This window comes from Mesonia aestuariivivens, from assembly GCF_019311235.1.
Lineage (GTDB): Bacteria > Bacteroidota > Bacteroidia > Flavobacteriales > Flavobacteriaceae > Mesonia > Mesonia aestuariivivens.
Genome location: NZ_JAHWDF010000005.1, coordinates 15,244 through 32,709 on the forward strand (window position 1 = coordinate 15,244; position 17,466 = coordinate 32,709).

The 17,466-nt window shown below is 32.7% G+C and carries 12 protein-coding genes; 7 read left to right on the top strand and 5 right to left on the bottom strand.

The annotated features are described in order from the left end of the window. Window positions 1-144: 144 nt before the first annotated feature. The 3 genes from pheT to recG all read right to left on the bottom strand — a co-directional run bounded on the left by pheT (window position 145) and on the right by recG (window position 5,743). Window positions 145-2,571 carry a phenylalanine--tRNA ligase subunit beta gene (gene pheT, locus KW502_RS05890; RefSeq protein ID WP_219039614.1) on the bottom strand — a complete coding sequence of 809 codons (2,427 nt, stop codon included), beginning with the start codon at window positions 2,569-2,571 and terminating at the stop codon, window positions 145-147. Window positions 2,572-2,735: 164 nt separating this feature from the next. Beyond that, window positions 2,736-3,638, bottom strand: a complete 903-nt coding sequence (locus KW502_RS05895) for an AEC family transporter (protein WP_219039615.1) — start codon at window positions 3,636-3,638, stop codon at window positions 2,736-2,738. Further along, window positions 3,638-5,743: an ATP-dependent DNA helicase RecG gene (gene recG / locus KW502_RS05900; RefSeq protein ID WP_219039616.1), complete on the bottom strand. Its 2,106-nt coding sequence runs from the start codon at window positions 5,741-5,743 to the stop codon at window positions 3,638-3,640. The genes KW502_RS05895 and recG overlap by 1 nt, the downstream gene beginning before the upstream one ends. An 85-nt stretch (window positions 5,744-5,828) precedes the next feature. Here recG and KW502_RS05905 point away from each other — a divergent pair, with 85 nt between their 5' ends. Beyond that, entirely contained in the window at window positions 5,829-7,913 is a 2,085-nt protein-coding gene (locus KW502_RS05905; RefSeq protein WP_219039617.1) for a M1 family metallopeptidase, read from the top strand. Beyond that, window positions 7,910-8,815, top strand: a complete 906-nt coding sequence (locus KW502_RS05910) for a patatin-like phospholipase family protein (protein WP_219039618.1) — start codon at window positions 7,910-7,912, stop codon at window positions 8,813-8,815. Before KW502_RS05905 ends, KW502_RS05910 begins: the two co-directional genes overlap by 4 nt. Before the next feature lie 3 nt (window positions 8,816-8,818). Here KW502_RS05910 and KW502_RS05915 read toward each other — a convergent pair whose 3' ends face one another. Both KW502_RS05915 and KW502_RS05920 read right to left on the bottom strand, forming a co-directional pair. After that, a complete protein-coding gene (locus KW502_RS05915) occupies window positions 8,819-9,340 on the bottom strand; it encodes a DUF7935 family protein (RefSeq protein ID WP_219039619.1) in 522 nt (173 codons plus the stop codon). A 6-nt stretch (window positions 9,341-9,346) separates the two neighbouring features. Further along, complete coding sequence (locus KW502_RS05920; RefSeq protein WP_219039620.1) at window positions 9,347-10,951, bottom strand: FMN-binding glutamate synthase family protein; 1,605 nt, start codon at window positions 10,949-10,951, stop codon at window positions 9,347-9,349. 153 nt (window positions 10,952-11,104) lie between these two features. On the opposite strand from KW502_RS05920, the gene KW502_RS05925 reads away from it, so the two are divergent. The 5 genes from KW502_RS05925 (at window position 11,105) to KW502_RS05945 (ending at window position 17,466) form a co-directional block, all read left to right on the top strand. Next, complete coding sequence (locus KW502_RS05925; protein ID WP_219039790.1) at window positions 11,105-13,426, top strand: ATP-dependent helicase; 2,322 nt, start codon at window positions 11,105-11,107, stop codon at window positions 13,424-13,426. Between the two features lie 64 nt (window positions 13,427-13,490). After that, complete coding sequence (locus tag KW502_RS05930) at window positions 13,491-13,700, top strand: hypervirulence associated TUDOR domain-containing protein (RefSeq protein ID WP_219039621.1); 210 nt, start codon at window positions 13,491-13,493, stop codon at window positions 13,698-13,700. A gap of 113 nt (window positions 13,701-13,813) precedes the next feature. After that, on the top strand, window positions 13,814-14,491 hold the full coding sequence (locus tag KW502_RS05935; RefSeq protein ID WP_219039622.1) for a TetR/AcrR family transcriptional regulator: 678 nt from the start codon (window positions 13,814-13,816) through the stop codon (window positions 14,489-14,491). Window positions 14,492-14,495: 4 nt separating this feature from the next. After that, entirely contained in the window at window positions 14,496-16,097 is a 1,602-nt protein-coding gene (locus tag KW502_RS05940) for an ABC transporter transmembrane domain-containing protein (protein WP_219039623.1), read from the top strand. Window positions 16,098-16,107: 10 nt separating this feature from the next. Continuing rightward, on the top strand, window positions 16,108-17,466 hold the full coding sequence (locus KW502_RS05945; RefSeq protein ID WP_219039624.1) for an HlyD family secretion protein: 1,359 nt from the start codon (window positions 16,108-16,110) through the stop codon (window positions 17,464-17,466).

Consider the following 17,466-nt stretch of genomic DNA (forward strand, 5'->3'; position numbering starts at 1 on the left):
TTAAATTCATTATAAAATATTAATACTTAAAAATACTTACTTTTTTCATACTTGTAGTTTATTTATTCAATTACAAATAGGTATAATAAGCAAAAAAGCCAGCTACAAATTTTGTAACTGGCTTTTTGATGCTTGAGTTTTAAATTATCTTAAATTTGCGTCCAGTTGTTTTTCAAATTGTTGCTGTAGCTTATTCATAATTTTATCTACTTGCTTGTCGGTAAGTGTTTTGTTTTCATCTTGAAAGGTGAAGCTTACGGCGTAACTCTTTTTGCCTTCAGGTAAATTTTCACCTTCATAAACATCAAAAAGTTCAATGTGTTTTAATACTTTCTTTTCTGTTTTTGTAGCAATGTCATAAATATCATTAAAATTTACCTTTTCATCTAATAATAGTGCAAAATCTCTTCTTGAAGAAGGAAATTTTGGGATAGGTTGAAATTTAATTTTCTTGTTTTTCACCAATTCTATAATTAAATCCCAATTGAAATCTGCAAAAATTACTTCTTGGTCAATGTCAAATTTCTTTAAGATAGCTTTAGTGACTACTCCAAATTCTACTATTTTCTTTTTGTTTGAAATAATGCTTGTGCCTTCGGCTAAAATAGAATTAGTATTGGGGTGAAAGTTTAAGTTTTCAATCCCTAATTTTTCTAAAATAGCAGCTATAGCGCCTTTTGCAAAAAAGAAATCACTTTTTTGTGCTGGCGAATTCCAACGTTCTGCTTTTCTATTACCACTAATTAATAAACTTAAGTGTTTATGTTCTTCTCTACCTGAAGGAAAGTCATGATAAGTTTTTCCGAATTCAAAAAACTTTAGATTAGAATTTTTACGATTTATGTTATAAGAAACAGCTTCCAATCCACTAAATAATAAAGATTGGCGCATAACTGCTAAATCTTGACTAAGAGGATTAAGCATTTCTATATTATGTTCTTCTTTTAACTGGTCTGCTAATTCAATATAATCTTTTGTAGTTAAAGAGTTAGCCATCGTTTCATAAAAACCTTGACCTACTAACTGATCTGCAATTATATTTTGCAAGCGATAATCTTCAAATCTAGTTGAGTTAGAGATGGATGCATTTAATTTATCGTTAAACTCTACGTTGTTGTAGCCATACACACGTAAAATTTCTTCAATCACATCGACTTCACGTTGAACATCAACTCGGTATGCAGGAATTGTTAGTCCTAGACCGCTTTCAGTTACATTATTAACTCTAATTTCTAGAGAGGCTAAAATTGATTTTATAGTATTTGGGTCTATTACTTGACCAATAAGGTTGTTAATCTTATCGAAAGTTAAAAAAACTTGAAAATCTTCAATTTTTTTCGGATAAATATCATCAAGGTCACTGGTAACTAATCCTCCAGCTGTTTTTTGAATAAGTAGAACTGCGCGTTTTAAAGCATATTCAGTAAAATTAGGGTCTATGCCTCTTTCAAAACGGAATGAAGCATCTGTGTTTAAACCGTGACGTTTTGCAGTTTTACGTATACTTACTGGGTTGAAATAGGCGCTTTCTAAAAATATATTAGAAGTATTTTCTGTAACTCCAGAATTTAAACCGCCAAAAACTCCTGCGATGCATAAAGGTTTTTCTGCATCACAAATCATTAAATCTTCTTCGTGAAGTTCTCTTTCTACTTCATCTAAAGTAGTGAATTTTGTCCCTGCAGGAAGTGTTTTTACTTTAATTTTATTATCTGTAATATTATCAGCATCAAATGCGTGAAGCGGTTGCCCTAATTCGTGAAGTACATAATTGGTAACATCTACAATATTATTTTTAGGCGCTATACCTATAGCTTTTAATCTATTTTTTAGCCATTGAGGTGATGGTCCTACTTTTACTCCAGATATGGTAACACCGCAATAACGAGGTGCTAAGTTGTAATCTTTAACTTCAATAGCAATTCTTCGGCTTCTGTTTTCAACGTGAAAACTACTTACTGAAGGAGAGTCTAAAGGGGTGTTTATTTCTTTTTGAATAAAACCTGCTTTTAAATCTCTAGCAACACCGTAATGGCTCATCGCATCAGCTCTGTTAGGTGTGAGTCCTATTTCAAAAACTTGATCATTTTCTATTTCAAAAATTTCTTTAAGAGGTGTTCCAGGCTTTAAGTCTTCAGCTAAGACCATAATGCCGTCGTGACTTTCACCTATCCCCAATTCATCTTCAGCACAAATCATCCCTAAGCTTACTTCTCCTCTAATTTTTCCTTTTTTGATTTTCCAAGGTTCTTGGTTTTCATCATACAGCGTAGTACCAACAGTTGCTACAGGTACTTTTTGTCCTTTTGCAACATTTGGGGCTCCGCAAACTATTTGTACAGGTTCTTTCTCACCAATATCTACAGTGGTCACTTTAAGACGATCAGCATTTTCATGAGGTTCGCAAGTTAGTACATGACCAACTATAATTCCTTCTAAACCGCCTTTTACAGATTCAAAATAATCTATACCTTCAACTTCTAAACCAAGATCGGTAAGAAGTTCTTCGGTTTGTTCTGCATTCCAGTCTGTCTTTATGAATTGTTTTACCCAATTATAAGAAATCTTCATCAATAGCTTTTTTTATCTTGTAAAAAATAGTTAACGATTTTATATCAAAATAATCAATTATTTTTCAAAGTATACTGTTTTAAAGTGGACAAATATACTATTAATTTCAGCAAAATATAGACTTCTTTATGTAGTAAATTATCGATATTTTTTACAAATTTATGTTACAAAAACTTGATAATAAAAGACCAAATAAAGGTTGAAAAGAAACTAATAATAATTCCTACGCTTAAAATTAAATTAGCCAATTTAGGGTTTAATCCATATTGTGTTGCAATAATTGCAGGAGTTACCATAGGCGACATCGAAGCTTCAAAAACAGTAACTTTTCCCGTTAGAGAATCAATATTCAGTAGGAAAATTATTGAAAAAATTACAAGCGGAGCTAAAATTAATTTATAAATTAACGATAAAGTTAACAGTTTAAAGTCGCTTTTCCAGGCTTTAAGTTGAAGCTGTAAACCCACCGAAAATAAAGCCATTGGTACTAATGTAGCACCTAAACTTTCTAGTAGTGAGTCTAAAGGTGATAGATCTAAAAACTGCGGAACAATAACTGCGATGATAAAAGCTAAAAAAGGAGGGAAGCTGAACACTTTTTTTAAAAGCGAAGAAAAATGAAATTTGCCTTGTGAACTTGCTTTAGCTGCGGTAATTACCCCCAAAGTTGAAACGACTAAAAAACAAGCTTGATCGCAGAGTATAGCAATTTCTAATCCGTCGTTTCCATAATAGGCTTCGGTAAGCGGAAACCCTAAAAATGATGTGTTGCCAAAACCGCTCAATAAAATAAGAACAGCTTTTGTTGCCGTATTGAGTTGAATAAAACGAGCGATGATTTCAATAAATAAAAAACTCAATCCAAATACTAACAAAGGCATTAAAAAAGGAAGAATAAGTTCGGTACTCCAAGTGATTTTCGGAATGTAGGTTAATGCAATTGCAGGTAGGGCCACATAAATCACCCAAAAATTGACAGCAACGTAGCTATTCTCTGGAAGTTTTTTGTATTTGCGCGCTGCTACTCCGCTAAGAATAGCCAAAGCAATGAGTATGAAATTATTCATTAGCTAATGTAATTCCAAATAGTTTTATGCTTAGCGATCTGCTGATAAGTATAATTTATAATTTTGTTTTCTTCTTTTTGTAATTGCGGATCATCTTTTAAAAGCTGCATAGCGTAGTAACGAGCCGATTTTAAAATTTGATTATCTTTTACAATATCTGCAATCTGTAAATTAAGTACGCCACTTTGTTGCGTGCCCATTAAATCTCCCGGGCCACGAAGTTTTAAATCTACTTCAGCAATTTCAAAACCATCATTGGTTTGCGTCATCGTTTCTAATCGAGTTTTACTATTGCTAGAAAGTTTATGTCCAGTCATTAAAATACAGAAACTTTGTTCTGCACCACGCCCCACGCGGCCACGTAGCTGGTGTAATTGAGAAAGACCAAAACGTTCGGCACTTTCAATAATCATTACACTTGCGTTGGGAACGTTTACACCAACTTCAATAACGGTAGTAGCGACCATAATTTGTGTTTCACCTCTCACAAAACGGTTCATTTCGTAATCTTTATCGGCAGGTTTCATTTGCCCGTGTACAATTGAAATCTGAAATTCTGGCTGCGGAAATTCTCGAGCAATACTTTCGTAGCCATCCATCAAATCTTTATAATCCATTTTTTCAGATTCTTGTATTAACGGATAGACCACATAAATTTGTCGACCTTTTTTGACTTCATCTCGAATAAAAGCAAACACTTTTAACCGATTATTATCGTAGCGATGTACGGTTTTTATAGCTTTTCTTCCCGGAGGTAATTCATCTATAACAGAAATATCTAAATCTCCGTACAAACTCATTGCTAAAGTTCGAGGTATTGGCGTTGCCGTCATCACTAAGATGTGAGGCGGATTGGTATTTTTCTTCCATAATTTAGCACGCTGAGCAACGCCAAATCGATGTTGTTCATCAATAATCGCTAGGCCTAAGTTTTTAAACACTACTTTATCTTCTAACAAAGCGTGAGTTCCTATTAAAATATCAAGCTCTCCGTTTTGTAATTGCTCATGAATAAGTCTGCGCTCTTTAGTTTTACTAGAACCAGTCAATAAGGCAATTTTAATATTCATCTGTGCGCAAAGTTCAGAAAGGCCTTGAAAGTGCTGAATTGCCAAAATTTCTGTAGGCGCCATTAAACTTGCTTGAAAACCATTATCTAAAGCCAACAAGCAGCTCATAAGCGCTACAATAGTTTTGCCAGAACCCACATCACCTTGCAGTAATCTATTCATTTGTGCGCCGGTGCCTAAATCATTTCTAATTTCTTTAATTACCCTTTTCTGAGCATTGGTTAATTCAAAAGGAAGGTGTTTAGCGTAAAATTCGTTAAAATAATTGCCAACTTCAGTAAATGGAAATCCTTTTATTTTTTGTTTATTCAGCAAATTCTTCATTAATAATTGAAGCTGAACATAAAATAATTCTTCAAATTTTAAACGGAACTCAGCACGAGCCAATAGTTCTGGCGACTGCGGAAAGTGAATGTTGAATAAAGCTTCGCTTTTAGAAATGAGCTTTAATTCTTTACGTAGGTAATTTGGAATTGTTTCCATAAAACCCTTTTTATTTTCCATAAAAACCTGCTGAATCATCTTGATCACCGATCGGTTGGTAACGCCACGTTTAGAAAGTGTTTCTGTAGAAGGGTAGAGCGGTTGCATCGCAATTTTCATTTGCTTTTGGTGCTCTTTTAAAACTTCCATATCGGGGTGAGGCATCGAAAACGTTCCGTTAAACCAGTTTACTTTACCGAATATTACGTAAGGTTCATTGAGTTTAATATTTTCTTTAATCCATTTATGACCACGAAACCAAACCAATTCTATTTTTCCGGTCTCATCAACAAAATCAGCAACTAAGCGTTTTCCTCGTTTTTGATCAATTGTTTTTAGATGAATAATTTTACCAACCACTTGAATTTCTGCCGAGTTACGCTGAATTTCATTGATTTTATAGAACCGAGTTTTATCGATGTATCGATTGGGAAAAAAATTAAGTAAATCTTGAAATGTATGAATTCCCACTTCCTTTCGAAGTAAATCGGCACGATTAGGTCCAACGCCTTTTAGATAATCTATGGGAGTTTGCAGTATGCTAGCATTCATAAAAGCGAAGATATGAAATATTAAAAATTCACTCGTTTGTAGTTGAGCTTTTTTCGTATTTTCGATATGAGAATCTAAATTACTTATGCAAAAAATATTTTGGCTGCTGTTTTTGGCAAGTCCTTTTTTAATACAAGCACAACAAAACCAAATCTTAGATGTTCAACGAATTTCAGGAACAGTCCATTTGTTACCAGAAACCGAATCTGTAAAAGGTAAACTTCAGGTTGAATTTAAAATACTTCAGTCTACCGATACTATTTATTTAGATGCAGTAAAAATGAAGGTTGAGTTAGCTAAGAAATCAAAATTTAAACCAGAGCTTATTTCCGCAGCTAATAAAATTTATTTAATTGAAAATTTTAAAGCGGATAAAACGTACACAGTTGAATTTACTTATGAATCGAAACCTCAAAAAGCGCTATATTTTGTCGGTTGGGATAATGATGGAAGTAATCAAATATGGACACAAGGTCAGGGGAAATATACCTCAAATTGGCTGCCGAGTTTAGATGATGTGAATGATAAAATTGAATTTGATCTTTCGTATCAAGTTCCAGAAAATTATGAGGTAGTCGCTAACGGAAAATTAACTTCAACAGAAAAGAAAGGTAAAGAGCAAGTTTGGAAGTTTGATATGCAACACCCAATGAGTAGTTATTTGGTAGCGGTGGCAGTAGGAGATTTTAAAGTAAAAGAAATTACTTCTGCCAGCGGCATACCTATTCAACTTTATTATGAAGCTCAAGATGAAAATAAAGTAGAATCAACCTACAAGCATACCCAACAAATTTTTGATTTTTTTGAAGAAGAAATCGGTGTTGCCTTTCCTTGGCAAAATTATAAGCAAATTCCTGTGCGAGATTTTTTATATGCTGGGATGGAAAATACTACGGCTACCATTTTCTCTGATATGTTTATGGTCGATCAAATTGGTTTTGTAGATAGAAACTATGTAAATGTAAATGCCCACGAACTTGCTCACCAGTGGTTTGGAGATATGGTAACCGAAAAGTCTGGAACTCATCATTGGTTACAAGAAGGCTTTGCTACCTACTATGCTTTATTAGCCGAACGTGAAATTTTTGGAGAAGATTACTTCTATTTTCAACTTTATCAAAATGCAGAAAAATTAAAAGATTTGAGTGATTCAGGTAAAGGAGAAGCGCTTAAAAACCCAAAAGCAAGCTCTCTTACTTTTTATCAAAAAGGAGCTTGGGCATTGCATATTTTAAGAGAAAAAATAGGAGATCAGGCTTTTAAAAGTGGAGTGAAAAATTATTTAAATAAATATGCGTTTAAAAATGTAGAAACCGAAGATTTTCTTTCTGAAATGGAAAAAGTTAGCGGAATGGATCTTATTCAATTTAAAGAAGATTGGTTAGAGCAATCTGCTTTTAAATCTTCGCAAGCCTTAGCTTCTTTACGTAAGTCTGAATTTATTAATGAATACCTTTCGCTAATTGCATTACGAAGTTATTCTATAGATGAAAAATATGAAAGTTTAAATAAGGCTTTAGATTTTCCTGTGAATGAATATTTAGGACAAGAAGTGGTAGCGCAACTCTCTAAAGAAAAAACAGAAGAAGTGATTCAGCTTTATCGAAAAGCATTTAACACTAATAATTTGTTGGTACGACAGGCTATTTCAACCTATTTAAAAGAAATTCCGCAGAGTTTGCAAAAGAAATATGAGACTCTACTAAATGATAGATCTTATTTAACTTTAGAGCAAGCTTTGTTTAATCTGTGGCAAAATTTCCCAGAACAACGATCAGAATATTTAGAAAAATTAAAAAACATTGAAGGTTTTAGTAATAAAAATGTTCGCTTGTTATGGTTAACCTTAAGTTTAGTGACTCCAGAATTTCAACCTGAAAATAATAGCAAGCTTTACCAAGAGCTTTCGGGATATACGACATCTAAATATGCTTATGAAATACGACAAAACACTTTTGGTTTTCTTTATCAAATTGAATCGTTTACCAAGCAAAACTATCTAGATTTAATGCAAGGTTCTGTGCATCCAGTTTGGCGATTTAGAAATTTTTGTAGAGAACTTTTAACTAAACTCGCGAGCAAAGAAAAGCACCGTGCCATTTTATATAGCTTAAAAAATAAAGCTTCAGCAAAACAAGAAAAAATATTGACTAAAATTTTAGAAGAATGAGAGCCTTAGTGATTTCAGGAGGAGGAAGTAAAGGAGCTTATGCTGGTGGTGTAGCCGCTCATTTAATGAAAGTGCAACACCGAGAGTATGATATTTTTGTAGGCTCTTCTACAGGAAGTTTATTGCTTACCCATTTGGCTATTGGTAAAGTAAATAAACTTCATGAGGTGTATACCAATGTGAATCAAAAAAGTATTTTTAGTTTAAATCCGTTTAAGGTTAAAAAGAAAGATAACCGTGAATATGTAACTATTAATTACATCAACACCATCTTACAGTTTGTGAAAAAGAAACGAACATTTGGTGAAAGTAAAAATTTAAGAAAGCTCATAAACGCCAAAATTACCAAGGAAGAGTTTTTAGAAGCTAAAAAGAATGGAAAAGAGGTGGTGGTGACCGTGTCTAACTTAACTAAAAATCAAGTAGAATATAAATCTATTCAAGATTTTGATTACGAAGAATTTTGTGATTGGATTTGGATTTCTTGTAACTACATTCCTTTTATGAGTTTAGTGAAGAAAGATGGTTTTGAATATGCTGATGGTGGCTTTGGGAGTATGGTGCCTATACGAGAAGCAATACGTCGCGGTGCTACAGAAATAGATGCTATTATTTTAGAATCTGAGAATATGGAGCATAATAAAATTTTGGGTAAAAATCCGTTTTCGTTAATGGTGAATCTATTTGGTTTTATGTTAGATCAGGTAGAACGTAGTAATATTATTGAGGGTAAACTTGCCGCAATTAATAAAGATGTGGTCTTAAATTTATATTATACACCCAGCAAGCTTACTGAAAATTCATTAGTATTCAACAAAAAATTAATGACATCTTGGTGGGATCAAGGCTTTAAATACGCTAATGATAAAGCGATTAATGTAGAAGAAAATCCGTTGAAATAAAACTTACCAAATTTCTCTTACTTCATTCTTTAAATAGGCTAAACCAGTTTCGCTAGGAGCTTTTCTGTCAACTAAATCAGATAGAATTACTTCTCTTAATTTATCTGGAGATTCTACTTTATCGCTCATATTGGTTTGTCTAATAAGAGAAATGGTCGCATTTTTAGTAGCTCTAATTGCTCCCCAACATTTATCGCTAACATAGATTTGTTGCGCTAAATTGTGTTCAAACTCTTGCTCTATAGTTTTAATTAATAAATTTTCGTAATCGTTTTTATTTTCATTTAAAGGTTTTACTCTAATTAACAAGCTACCCGGGTTTATGCGTTCTAAAAACAACGTCATACGCTCTAATGCTTGAAGACGCTGAGGTAAAGCATTTTTAGAATTTTCTCTTTTGAGTTCGAAGATTCTTCGGTTATTTTCATTGGTCATATAACTACTATAAAAATAGTAAGAAATTAAACCGATAATTAACGCTGGTAAAAGGTTGAAAAATAGTTGTAAAAAATTAATGTCTTCCATAACTAATTAATAGCGAACGTCATCTTTTTCAAAAGAACTTTCAGACGCCTGTTTATTATAATTTCCGCCAAGATACTTACAATTTTGTAAAGAAGAAACTCCTTCAAAAGGAACTTTTACCTTGTGGTATTCATATGAAGCTGCTAATGTTTTGGTGAAATCTTGATCGCTAAGGTTAATGTCTACATCATCCATCGTAAATTGGCAAGGATGCTCATAACCTGATGCGTGAGTCACTTCTATAAATTCTTTTCTGAAATTTTTAAAATAATAATTTACACGTTCAGCTTTATCTTTTACGTCAATACCTGCTTGTAACCATTTACTTTGTGTCGCAATACCTGTTGGGCAGGTGTTAGTATGGCAAGATTTTGCTTGAATGCAACCCACACTTAGCATAGCTTCGCGGGCAACATTTATACAATCTGCGCCCATCGCAAAAGCCATCGCTGCTTTTGACGGAAAACCTAATTTTCCGCTGCCAATAAAGACTATTTTATCACTTAATTCTTGTTCTTTAAAAATTTTGTAAATATTTCTAAACGCATAAACCCAAGGCACAGAAACATGATCTGCAAAACTAGGAGGAGCTGCCCCAGTACCACCTTCGCCACCATCTATAGTAATAAAATCTGGCCCTTTATTTTGACTTTTCATTAAACTCGCGAATTTTTGCCAATCATCTAATTTTCCGATTGCAGCTTTAACTCCGACAGGTAAACCTGTTCTTTCTGCTATTTTTTCAATAAAGTCTATTAAACCTTGATTGCCTTCAAAAGCCGTGTGGTAAGGAGGTGAAACTACATCTTTATTTAACGGAACTTTTCTAATATCGGCAATTTCTTTGGTAATTTTAGAAGCCGGTAAAACACCACCTTTTCCTGGTTTTGCACCTTGTGATAGTTTTATTTCTATCGCTCTAACACACGGGTTCTCTTCAACAAGTTTAACCAAATGATCTAATGAGAAATTTCCGTTCTCATCTCTTATTCCGAAGTAACCAGTACCTACTTGAAAAATTATATCTCCGCCACGTTTATGGTAAGGCGATAAACCACCTTCGCCCGTATTGTGGTAAGCGTAAGCTTTTTTTACTCCTTCATTTAAAGAAGAAATAGCTCTTGCCGAAAGACTCCCAAAACTCATGGCAGAAACATTAATCACAGAAGCGGGGCGGTAAGGTTTTCTTCGTTTATGATGTAAACCCATCACTTTTGCACAAGGTAAAAAATAAGGATCTTCATGATTTGGATGCTTTTCGGGAAGTCTAAAAGGTATCATTGCATTATTTATAAAAATATAATTAGATTGAAATATATCTTGATCTGTACCAAAACCTTCATAGTTATTAGCGTTTTTAGCAGAAGCGTAAATCCAACCACGCTCAATTCTATTAAACGGAAGTTCTTCACGGTTGTTAGCTACAATATATTGCCTTAATTCTGGACCAATACTTTCGAGCATATATCTAAAATGTCCAACTACCGGAAAATTATGCTTGATAATATGTTTCTTGTTGAAAAAAATATCTCTAATAGCGATTAAAATAATAACAATAAGAAGCCATTGCCACCAAGAAATTGCTGACAAAAAGTTAAGAAAAGCGTCCATAAAATTTAAAAATCAATTTGTATTCGACTAATTTATTCAAATAAAAAAAGAAGTAGTAATTATTTGTAGATTTTTGTTTATAATTAACCTTTGATGTGCAACTCACATTTTATCTATTTTTGGTAAATTTGCCCCCTTAAAATTTTGAAGAAATTGGAAAATTACTTAGCTGAATTGAATGATGCCCAACGAGCTCCCGTTTTACAAAAAGACGGAGCAATGATTGTAATTGCCGGTGCGGGCTCCGGTAAAACCAGAGTTCTTACCTACCGTATTGCTTATTTAATGAGCAAAGGGGTAGATCCATTTAATATCTTATCACTAACCTTTACTAATAAAGCGGCACGTGAGATGCAACATCGTATCTCTAGTATTGTAGGAAGAAGTGAAGCTAAGAGTTTATGGATGGGAACATTTCATTCTATTTTTGCTAAAATACTTAGAATGGAAGCTAGTAAATTAGGCTATCCTTCTAATTTCACTATTTATGATACACAAGATTCACAAAGTGTGTTGAGAGCCATTATTAAAGAAATGGGACTCGATAAAGATGTTTACAAGTATAAGCAAGTATATTCTAGAATTTCTTCATTTAAGAACAGCTTGATTACGGTGAAAGCTTATTTTCAAGATGGTGAATTACAAGAGGCAGATGCAATGTCTAAAAAGCCGCGTATGGGAGAAATTTACCAAGAATATGTAGATCGGTGTTTTAAAGCCGGAGCGATGGATTTTGATGATTTACTATTAAAAACCAATGAGCTTTTAAATAGATTTCCTGAAGTATTACAAAAATATCAAAACAGATTTAGATATATTTTGGTAGATGAGTATCAAGATACCAATCATTCTCAGTACTTAATTGTAAAAGCATTGAGTGATAAATTTCAAAATATTTGTGTGGTAGGTGATGATGCGCAGAGTATTTACGCATTTCGAGGAGCAAATATCAACAATATTTTGAATTTTCAACGTGATTACGAAAATGTAGAAATGTATCGCCTCGAGCAAAATTATAGATCTACTAAAAATATTGTTGAAGCAGCAAACTCGGTTATCGATAAAAATAAAACCAAACTTGAAAAAGTAGTTTGGACAGCGAATGATGACGGTCCAAAGATTGTCGTAAATCGTTTAATAAATGATGGAGAAGAAGGACGCTTTGTAGCGAGTTCTATTTTTGAAAATAAAATGGAACACCAAATGAAAAACGGTGATTTTGCCATTTTATACAGAACCAATGCACAAAGTCGTGCAATGGAAGATGCGTTGCGTAAAAAAGATATTCCGTATAGAATTTATGGCGGACTTTCATTTTACCAACGTAAAGAAATTAAAGATGTACTTTCTTATTTGCGTTTAATCGTGAATCCAAAAGATGAAGAAGCTTTAAAACGAGTAATTAATTTTCCTGCTCGTGGTATTGGGTCTACCACTATGGATAAACTTACTTTAGCTGCAAATCATTACAAACGTTCTATTTTTGAGGTGATTGAAAATATTGAAAAAATAGACCTGAACATTAACAAAGGCACGCAAACCAAGCTGAAAAACTTTACCAATATGATAAAGAGTTTTCAGATTATGGCAAGTAATGAAAATGCCTTTACACTTGCTGAAGCGGTAGCTAAGAAAACCGGTTTAGTGCAAGAGTTAAAGAAAGATGGTACACCAGAAGGTGTTGCGCGTATAGAAAATGTTGAAGAATTACTTAATGGTATTCAAGATTTTGTAGATGGGCAAAAAGAGATAGCAGATGCAGACGGTTCTATTGCAGAGTTTTTAGAAGATGTAGCTTTAATGACAGATTTAGACCAAGAAACGCCAGATGAAGATCGCGTGGCTTTAATGACTATTCACTTAGCAAAAGGTTTAGAATTTCCGCATGTGTACATTGTAGGGTTAGAAGAAGATTTATTTCCTTCAGGAATGAGTATGAATACACGTTCTGAGTTAGAAGAAGAGCGAAGATTATTTTATGTAGCTCTAACACGGGCAGAGAAAAAAGCTTATTTAACTTACGTGCAATCCCGTTTTCGTTGGGGTAAATTAATAGACGCTGAGCCTAGTAGATTTATAGATGAAATAAATGATGAGTATCTAGATTATATGATTCCGCAAGATGATTATAAATATAAACCTCTAGTAGATCGAGATATTTTTGGTGATGTAGATAAAAGCAAATTACGACAAAATAAACCTACCAAAGGTACACCGCCACCAGCCCACAAGCCTACAGAGGATGAGCTTAGAAAACTAAGAAGATTGCGACCCACTAATGCTGGTGAAACTACCAAAGCAGACTTACCACTTCAATTAGAAAAAGGGCAAATAGTAGAGCATATGAGATTTGGTAAGGGACAAGTGCTAAGCATAGAAGGAGTAGGACAAGATAAAAAAGCCGAGATAGATTTTGAAACTGGCGGAATGAAAAAGCTTCTTCTTCGTTTTGCTAAGCTTAAAATTCTTTCTTAAAACGTTAAAATACTGTTATCCAATTATTTTTAAAGAAATTACTAGCTAAATTTCCTTAAAAATTATGATCAAACAGGGGAGTGAAGTAAAATGGAAATGGGGGAGCTGTACAGCAAAAGGTAAAGTTGAAGAAACCTATGTTAAAGAAATTACCAAAACCATTAATGGAACCAAAGTGACCAGAAAAGGTGAATCGGGAAATAAAGCTTTGTTTATCAAACAAAAAGACGGGACAACCGTTCTTAAATTAGAACAGGAAGTAGAAAAAATATAATTCTTATTTTTATTAAATAAATTCCTTTTATTAAATTTTTGATAAAAGGATTTTTTATATCTTTAATTAAAATGAAAGTATTACTTTTGCTTTTGTAAGTAAAAATTTTATAGATGAACATACCACTTTCAAACCTAACCTTAAAAATACCAGAGAATATCTATATTAAAGATCCTCAATCTTCAAAATTGGGAAGAAGAATTTTAGAATATTCAATACAAATTATAAGACAAGAAGGTTTAGAGAAGTTTACATTTAAAAAATTAGCAGATGAGATAAGTTCTAACGAGAGTTCAGTTTATCGCTATTTTGAAAATAAACATATGCTTATGCTTTATCTAATTTCTTGGTATTGGGGATGGTTAGAATATAAATTAGTATTTAGAATAAACAACATAGAATATAAAGAAGAAGTTTTAAAGCGTGCCATTACTGTAATTACAGAAACTCCTCAAAAAGATGAAACCTTCGGGTTTATAAATGAAGAAGAGCTGCACCATATCATTGTACAAGAATATTCTAAAGCTTTTCATACCATAGATATTGATGAGGAAAATAAAAATGGATATTTTGCCGTTTACCGAAGATTGGTAGAGCGTTTAGGTGAAATTATTTCAGCATATAACGAAGAGTATGCTTATCCGCTCACTTTAGCAAATACAGTACTTCAAGGAGCTTTAAAACAAAATTTCTTAAATCAACATTTTAAACATCTTTCAGACTTTAAATCTTCTGATGAAGAACCGATTACTCAATTTTTTCAGCATTTAATTTTTAAATCACTTAATTAACTACATGAGTTCACCAAATCAAATTTCTCCTTGGTCAAAACTCTTCAACCTTCTTAAATTAGAGCGAAGAGATATTTTACAAGTACTTTATTACGCCATTTTTGCAGGGGCAATAAGTTTAACACTTCCGTTGGGCATTCAGGCAATTATAAATCTTTTGCAAGGAGCGCAAATTTCTACTTCTTGGATTTTACTAACTGTTTTAGTAACAGTTGCTGTAGGTTTTTTTGGAGTTTTACAATTATTACAGTTAGATATTGTAGAGAATATTCAAGAAAAAATATTTGCAAGAGCTTCTTTTGAATTTATTTACAAGTTTCCGAAAATTAGAGTAAGTGAATTAGAAGGTAAGTATCCGCCAGAGCTTTCTAATCGGTTTTTTGATGTAATAACCTTACAAAAAGGAATGGAGAAACTTCTATTAGATTTTCCTGCAGCGGTCATTCAAATTGTATTTGGTTTAATATTACTTTCAGTTTACCACCCTTTCTTTATAGGAATGGGAATTGTGTTGGTGATTCTTCTTTATATTTTTTTCAAAATAAGTTTAGAAAAAGCTGTAAGTACAAGCATTCAAGAATCTAAAGCTAAGTATCAAACAGTTTTTTGGATACAGCAAGTGGCTGCAAATTTTAAGACTTTTAAAAATACGCCTAATGAATATGAACAAGAACGAAATAATGAATATGTAGAAAAGTATTTAAATTATCGTCAAAAGCACTTTAAGGTAGTTAAAAATCAATTTAAACAATTGGTCGTTTTTAAAGTAATTCTCACACTAGGTTTATTGCTAATTGGTGGTTTATTGGTACTCAATCAGCAAATGAATATTGGGCAGTTTGTGGCCTCAGAAATTATTATTGTTCTTATTATTAATTCTATAGATAAAATAGGTTTTAGTTTAGAAACTATTTACGATGTGGTTACTGCAGTTGAAAAAATAGATGAGGTTAGTTCAAAAAAAATAGATAGAAAGGCTCCCGTAAACACCACAAGTTTAACAATTTTCCCTATTGAAACTGAAGACTTAGAAATTAACCACAAGCCAATTAATAATATTAGAGTAGAAAAAGGCGATTTATTAAATATAGTTGGTAACCATCTTCAAATTTATGATCTTTTTCATTTTTTTGGAGGAATGAAAAGAGTTTCAAATGGAAAAATATACCTAGACCGTAAAGAAATTTCGAGCATTAATTTAGATAGCTATAGAAGAAAAATAGGTTTAGTTTTAAATTCTAATTACTTGTTTGAAGGTACGATCTGGCAAAATTTAACTTTAAACAACCATTCACTTACAGAAGATGAGGTGTATGATTTATTAGAAAATTTTGGAGTTTTAGAAGAAATTAAACACCTGCCAGAAACAATAAATACCTACGTATTTTCAGGAACAAAAATGTTAAGTCATGTGCTTACGCAAAAAATTTGCTTAATTAGGGTTTTATTAAAATTACCAGAATTACTATTAATTGAAGAAGAATTTATTTTCTCTAATGAAGATATTAACACCTTGATGAAGTTTGCAGAAAGAACTAAAATGACCGTACTTTTAGCCAGCAAAGAGAAAATGAATAGTGAGTTAAAAGAAGTAGAATTAAACTAAAGAAATTACAATGTTAAATTTATCAAATAGTGAAACAGATGGCAATGTAAACTTCTCGAAGTTTAAAGCTTATTCTTCTATTGTAAATAAAAGTGTGCACCGTTTACTTTCTAAAATCTTATTAGTTTTTAGTATTTTCTTGATTATATTATTGTTTTTCCCATGGACGCAGACCATAGAAAGTAAAGGGTATGTAACTACTTTAAGACCGGGACAACGACCACAAACCCTTCAATCTCCAATCCCAGGAAAAATTGAAGAATGGTATGTGAGCGAAGGAGATTATGTAGAAAAAGGAGATACTATTTTACGAATTTCAGAAGTGAAAGATCAATATTTTGATCCCAAGTTATTAGAAAGAACTGGAGATCAGATTAATTCTAAAGCTAACTCGGTAAAAGCTTATGAGCAAAAAACAGAAGCCTTAAGAGATCAATTAGCTTCTGCTAGACAAGAAAGAGTTTTGAAATTAGAACAGACAAAAAATAAATTGAAGCAGGCTAAACTTAAAATTGTAAGTGATAGTATTTCTCTCAAAGCTTCTGAGGTTAATCTGAGTATTGCTATTAAACAATATGACCGTATAAAAGAGTTATATGAAGAAGGCTTAAAATCTAGATTAGATTATGAGACCAAGCAATCTAAGCTTCAAGAAACTCAAGCCAAAGTAATAGATCTAGAAAGCAAATTATTAACCAGTAAAAATGAACTGCTTAATGCACGTATGGAGGTAAATCGTATTGAAGCAGAATACGCTAATAAAATAAGTAAAATTGAAAGTGATATTTCAACCACAATTTCTACTCGATTAGACACACAAGTACAGGTAAGTAAGCTTGAAAATTCGTTAAGCAATTACGAAATTAGACGCGGACTTTACTTTATACAAGCTCCATTAGACGGTTATATAAATAAAGCAATCATCTCTGGGATAGGAGAAACCTTTAAAGAAGGAGAGAAGTTAGTAAATATTATGCCAAAATCTTTTGAGATTGCTGTAGAAACTTATGTAGATCCTATAGATCTGCCATTATTAGGAGTAGGAGATCACATACGCGTACAGTTTGATGGTTGGCCTGCAATTGTATTTAGTGGTTGGCCAAATGCCTCTTATGGTACGTATGGTGGTAAAGTTGTAGCTATAGAAAATTTTATTAGCGATAATGGGAAATATAGAATTCTCTTAGCTCCAGATCCTGAAAACGAACATGATTGGCCAGATGCATTAAGAGTAGGTTCTGGAGCGAGAACCATGGCGCTTTTAGAAGACGTTCCTATTTGGTATGAACTCTGGAGAAAATTAAATGGTTTTCCTCCTAATTATTACCCTAAGTCACAACAAAAAGAAACTGACAAAAAATCGAAATAG

What these genes read in the sequence shown, in the direction of transcription:
- KW502_RS05940 (WP_219039623.1), top strand. Translation starts at nt 14,496, where the DNA reads ATGAGTTCACCAAATCAAATTTCTCCTTGGTCAAAACTCTTCAACCTT.
- pheT (WP_219039614.1), bottom strand. Translation starts at nt 2,571, where the DNA reads ATGAAGATTTCTTATAATTGGGTAAAACAATTCATAAAGACAGACTGG.
- recG (WP_219039616.1), bottom strand. Translation starts at nt 5,743, where the DNA reads ATGAATGCTAGCATACTGCAAACTCCCATAGATTATCTAAAAGGCGTT.
- KW502_RS05920 (WP_219039620.1), bottom strand. Translation starts at nt 10,951, where the DNA reads ATGGACGCTTTTCTTAACTTTTTGTCAGCAATTTCTTGGTGGCAATGG.
- KW502_RS05930 (WP_219039621.1), top strand. Translation starts at nt 13,491, where the DNA reads ATGATCAAACAGGGGAGTGAAGTAAAATGGAAATGGGGGAGCTGTACA.
- KW502_RS05915 (WP_219039619.1), bottom strand. Translation starts at nt 9,340, where the DNA reads ATGGAAGACATTAATTTTTTACAACTATTTTTCAACCTTTTACCAGCG.
- KW502_RS05935 (WP_219039622.1), top strand. Translation starts at nt 13,814, where the DNA reads ATGAACATACCACTTTCAAACCTAACCTTAAAAATACCAGAGAATATC.
- KW502_RS05945 (WP_219039624.1), top strand. Translation starts at nt 16,108, where the DNA reads ATGTTAAATTTATCAAATAGTGAAACAGATGGCAATGTAAACTTCTCG.
- KW502_RS05895 (WP_219039615.1), bottom strand. Translation starts at nt 3,638, where the DNA reads ATGAATAATTTCATACTCATTGCTTTGGCTATTCTTAGCGGAGTAGCA.
- KW502_RS05905 (WP_219039617.1), top strand. Translation starts at nt 5,829, where the DNA reads ATGCAAAAAATATTTTGGCTGCTGTTTTTGGCAAGTCCTTTTTTAATA.
- KW502_RS05910 (WP_219039618.1), top strand. Translation starts at nt 7,910, where the DNA reads ATGAGAGCCTTAGTGATTTCAGGAGGAGGAAGTAAAGGAGCTTATGCT.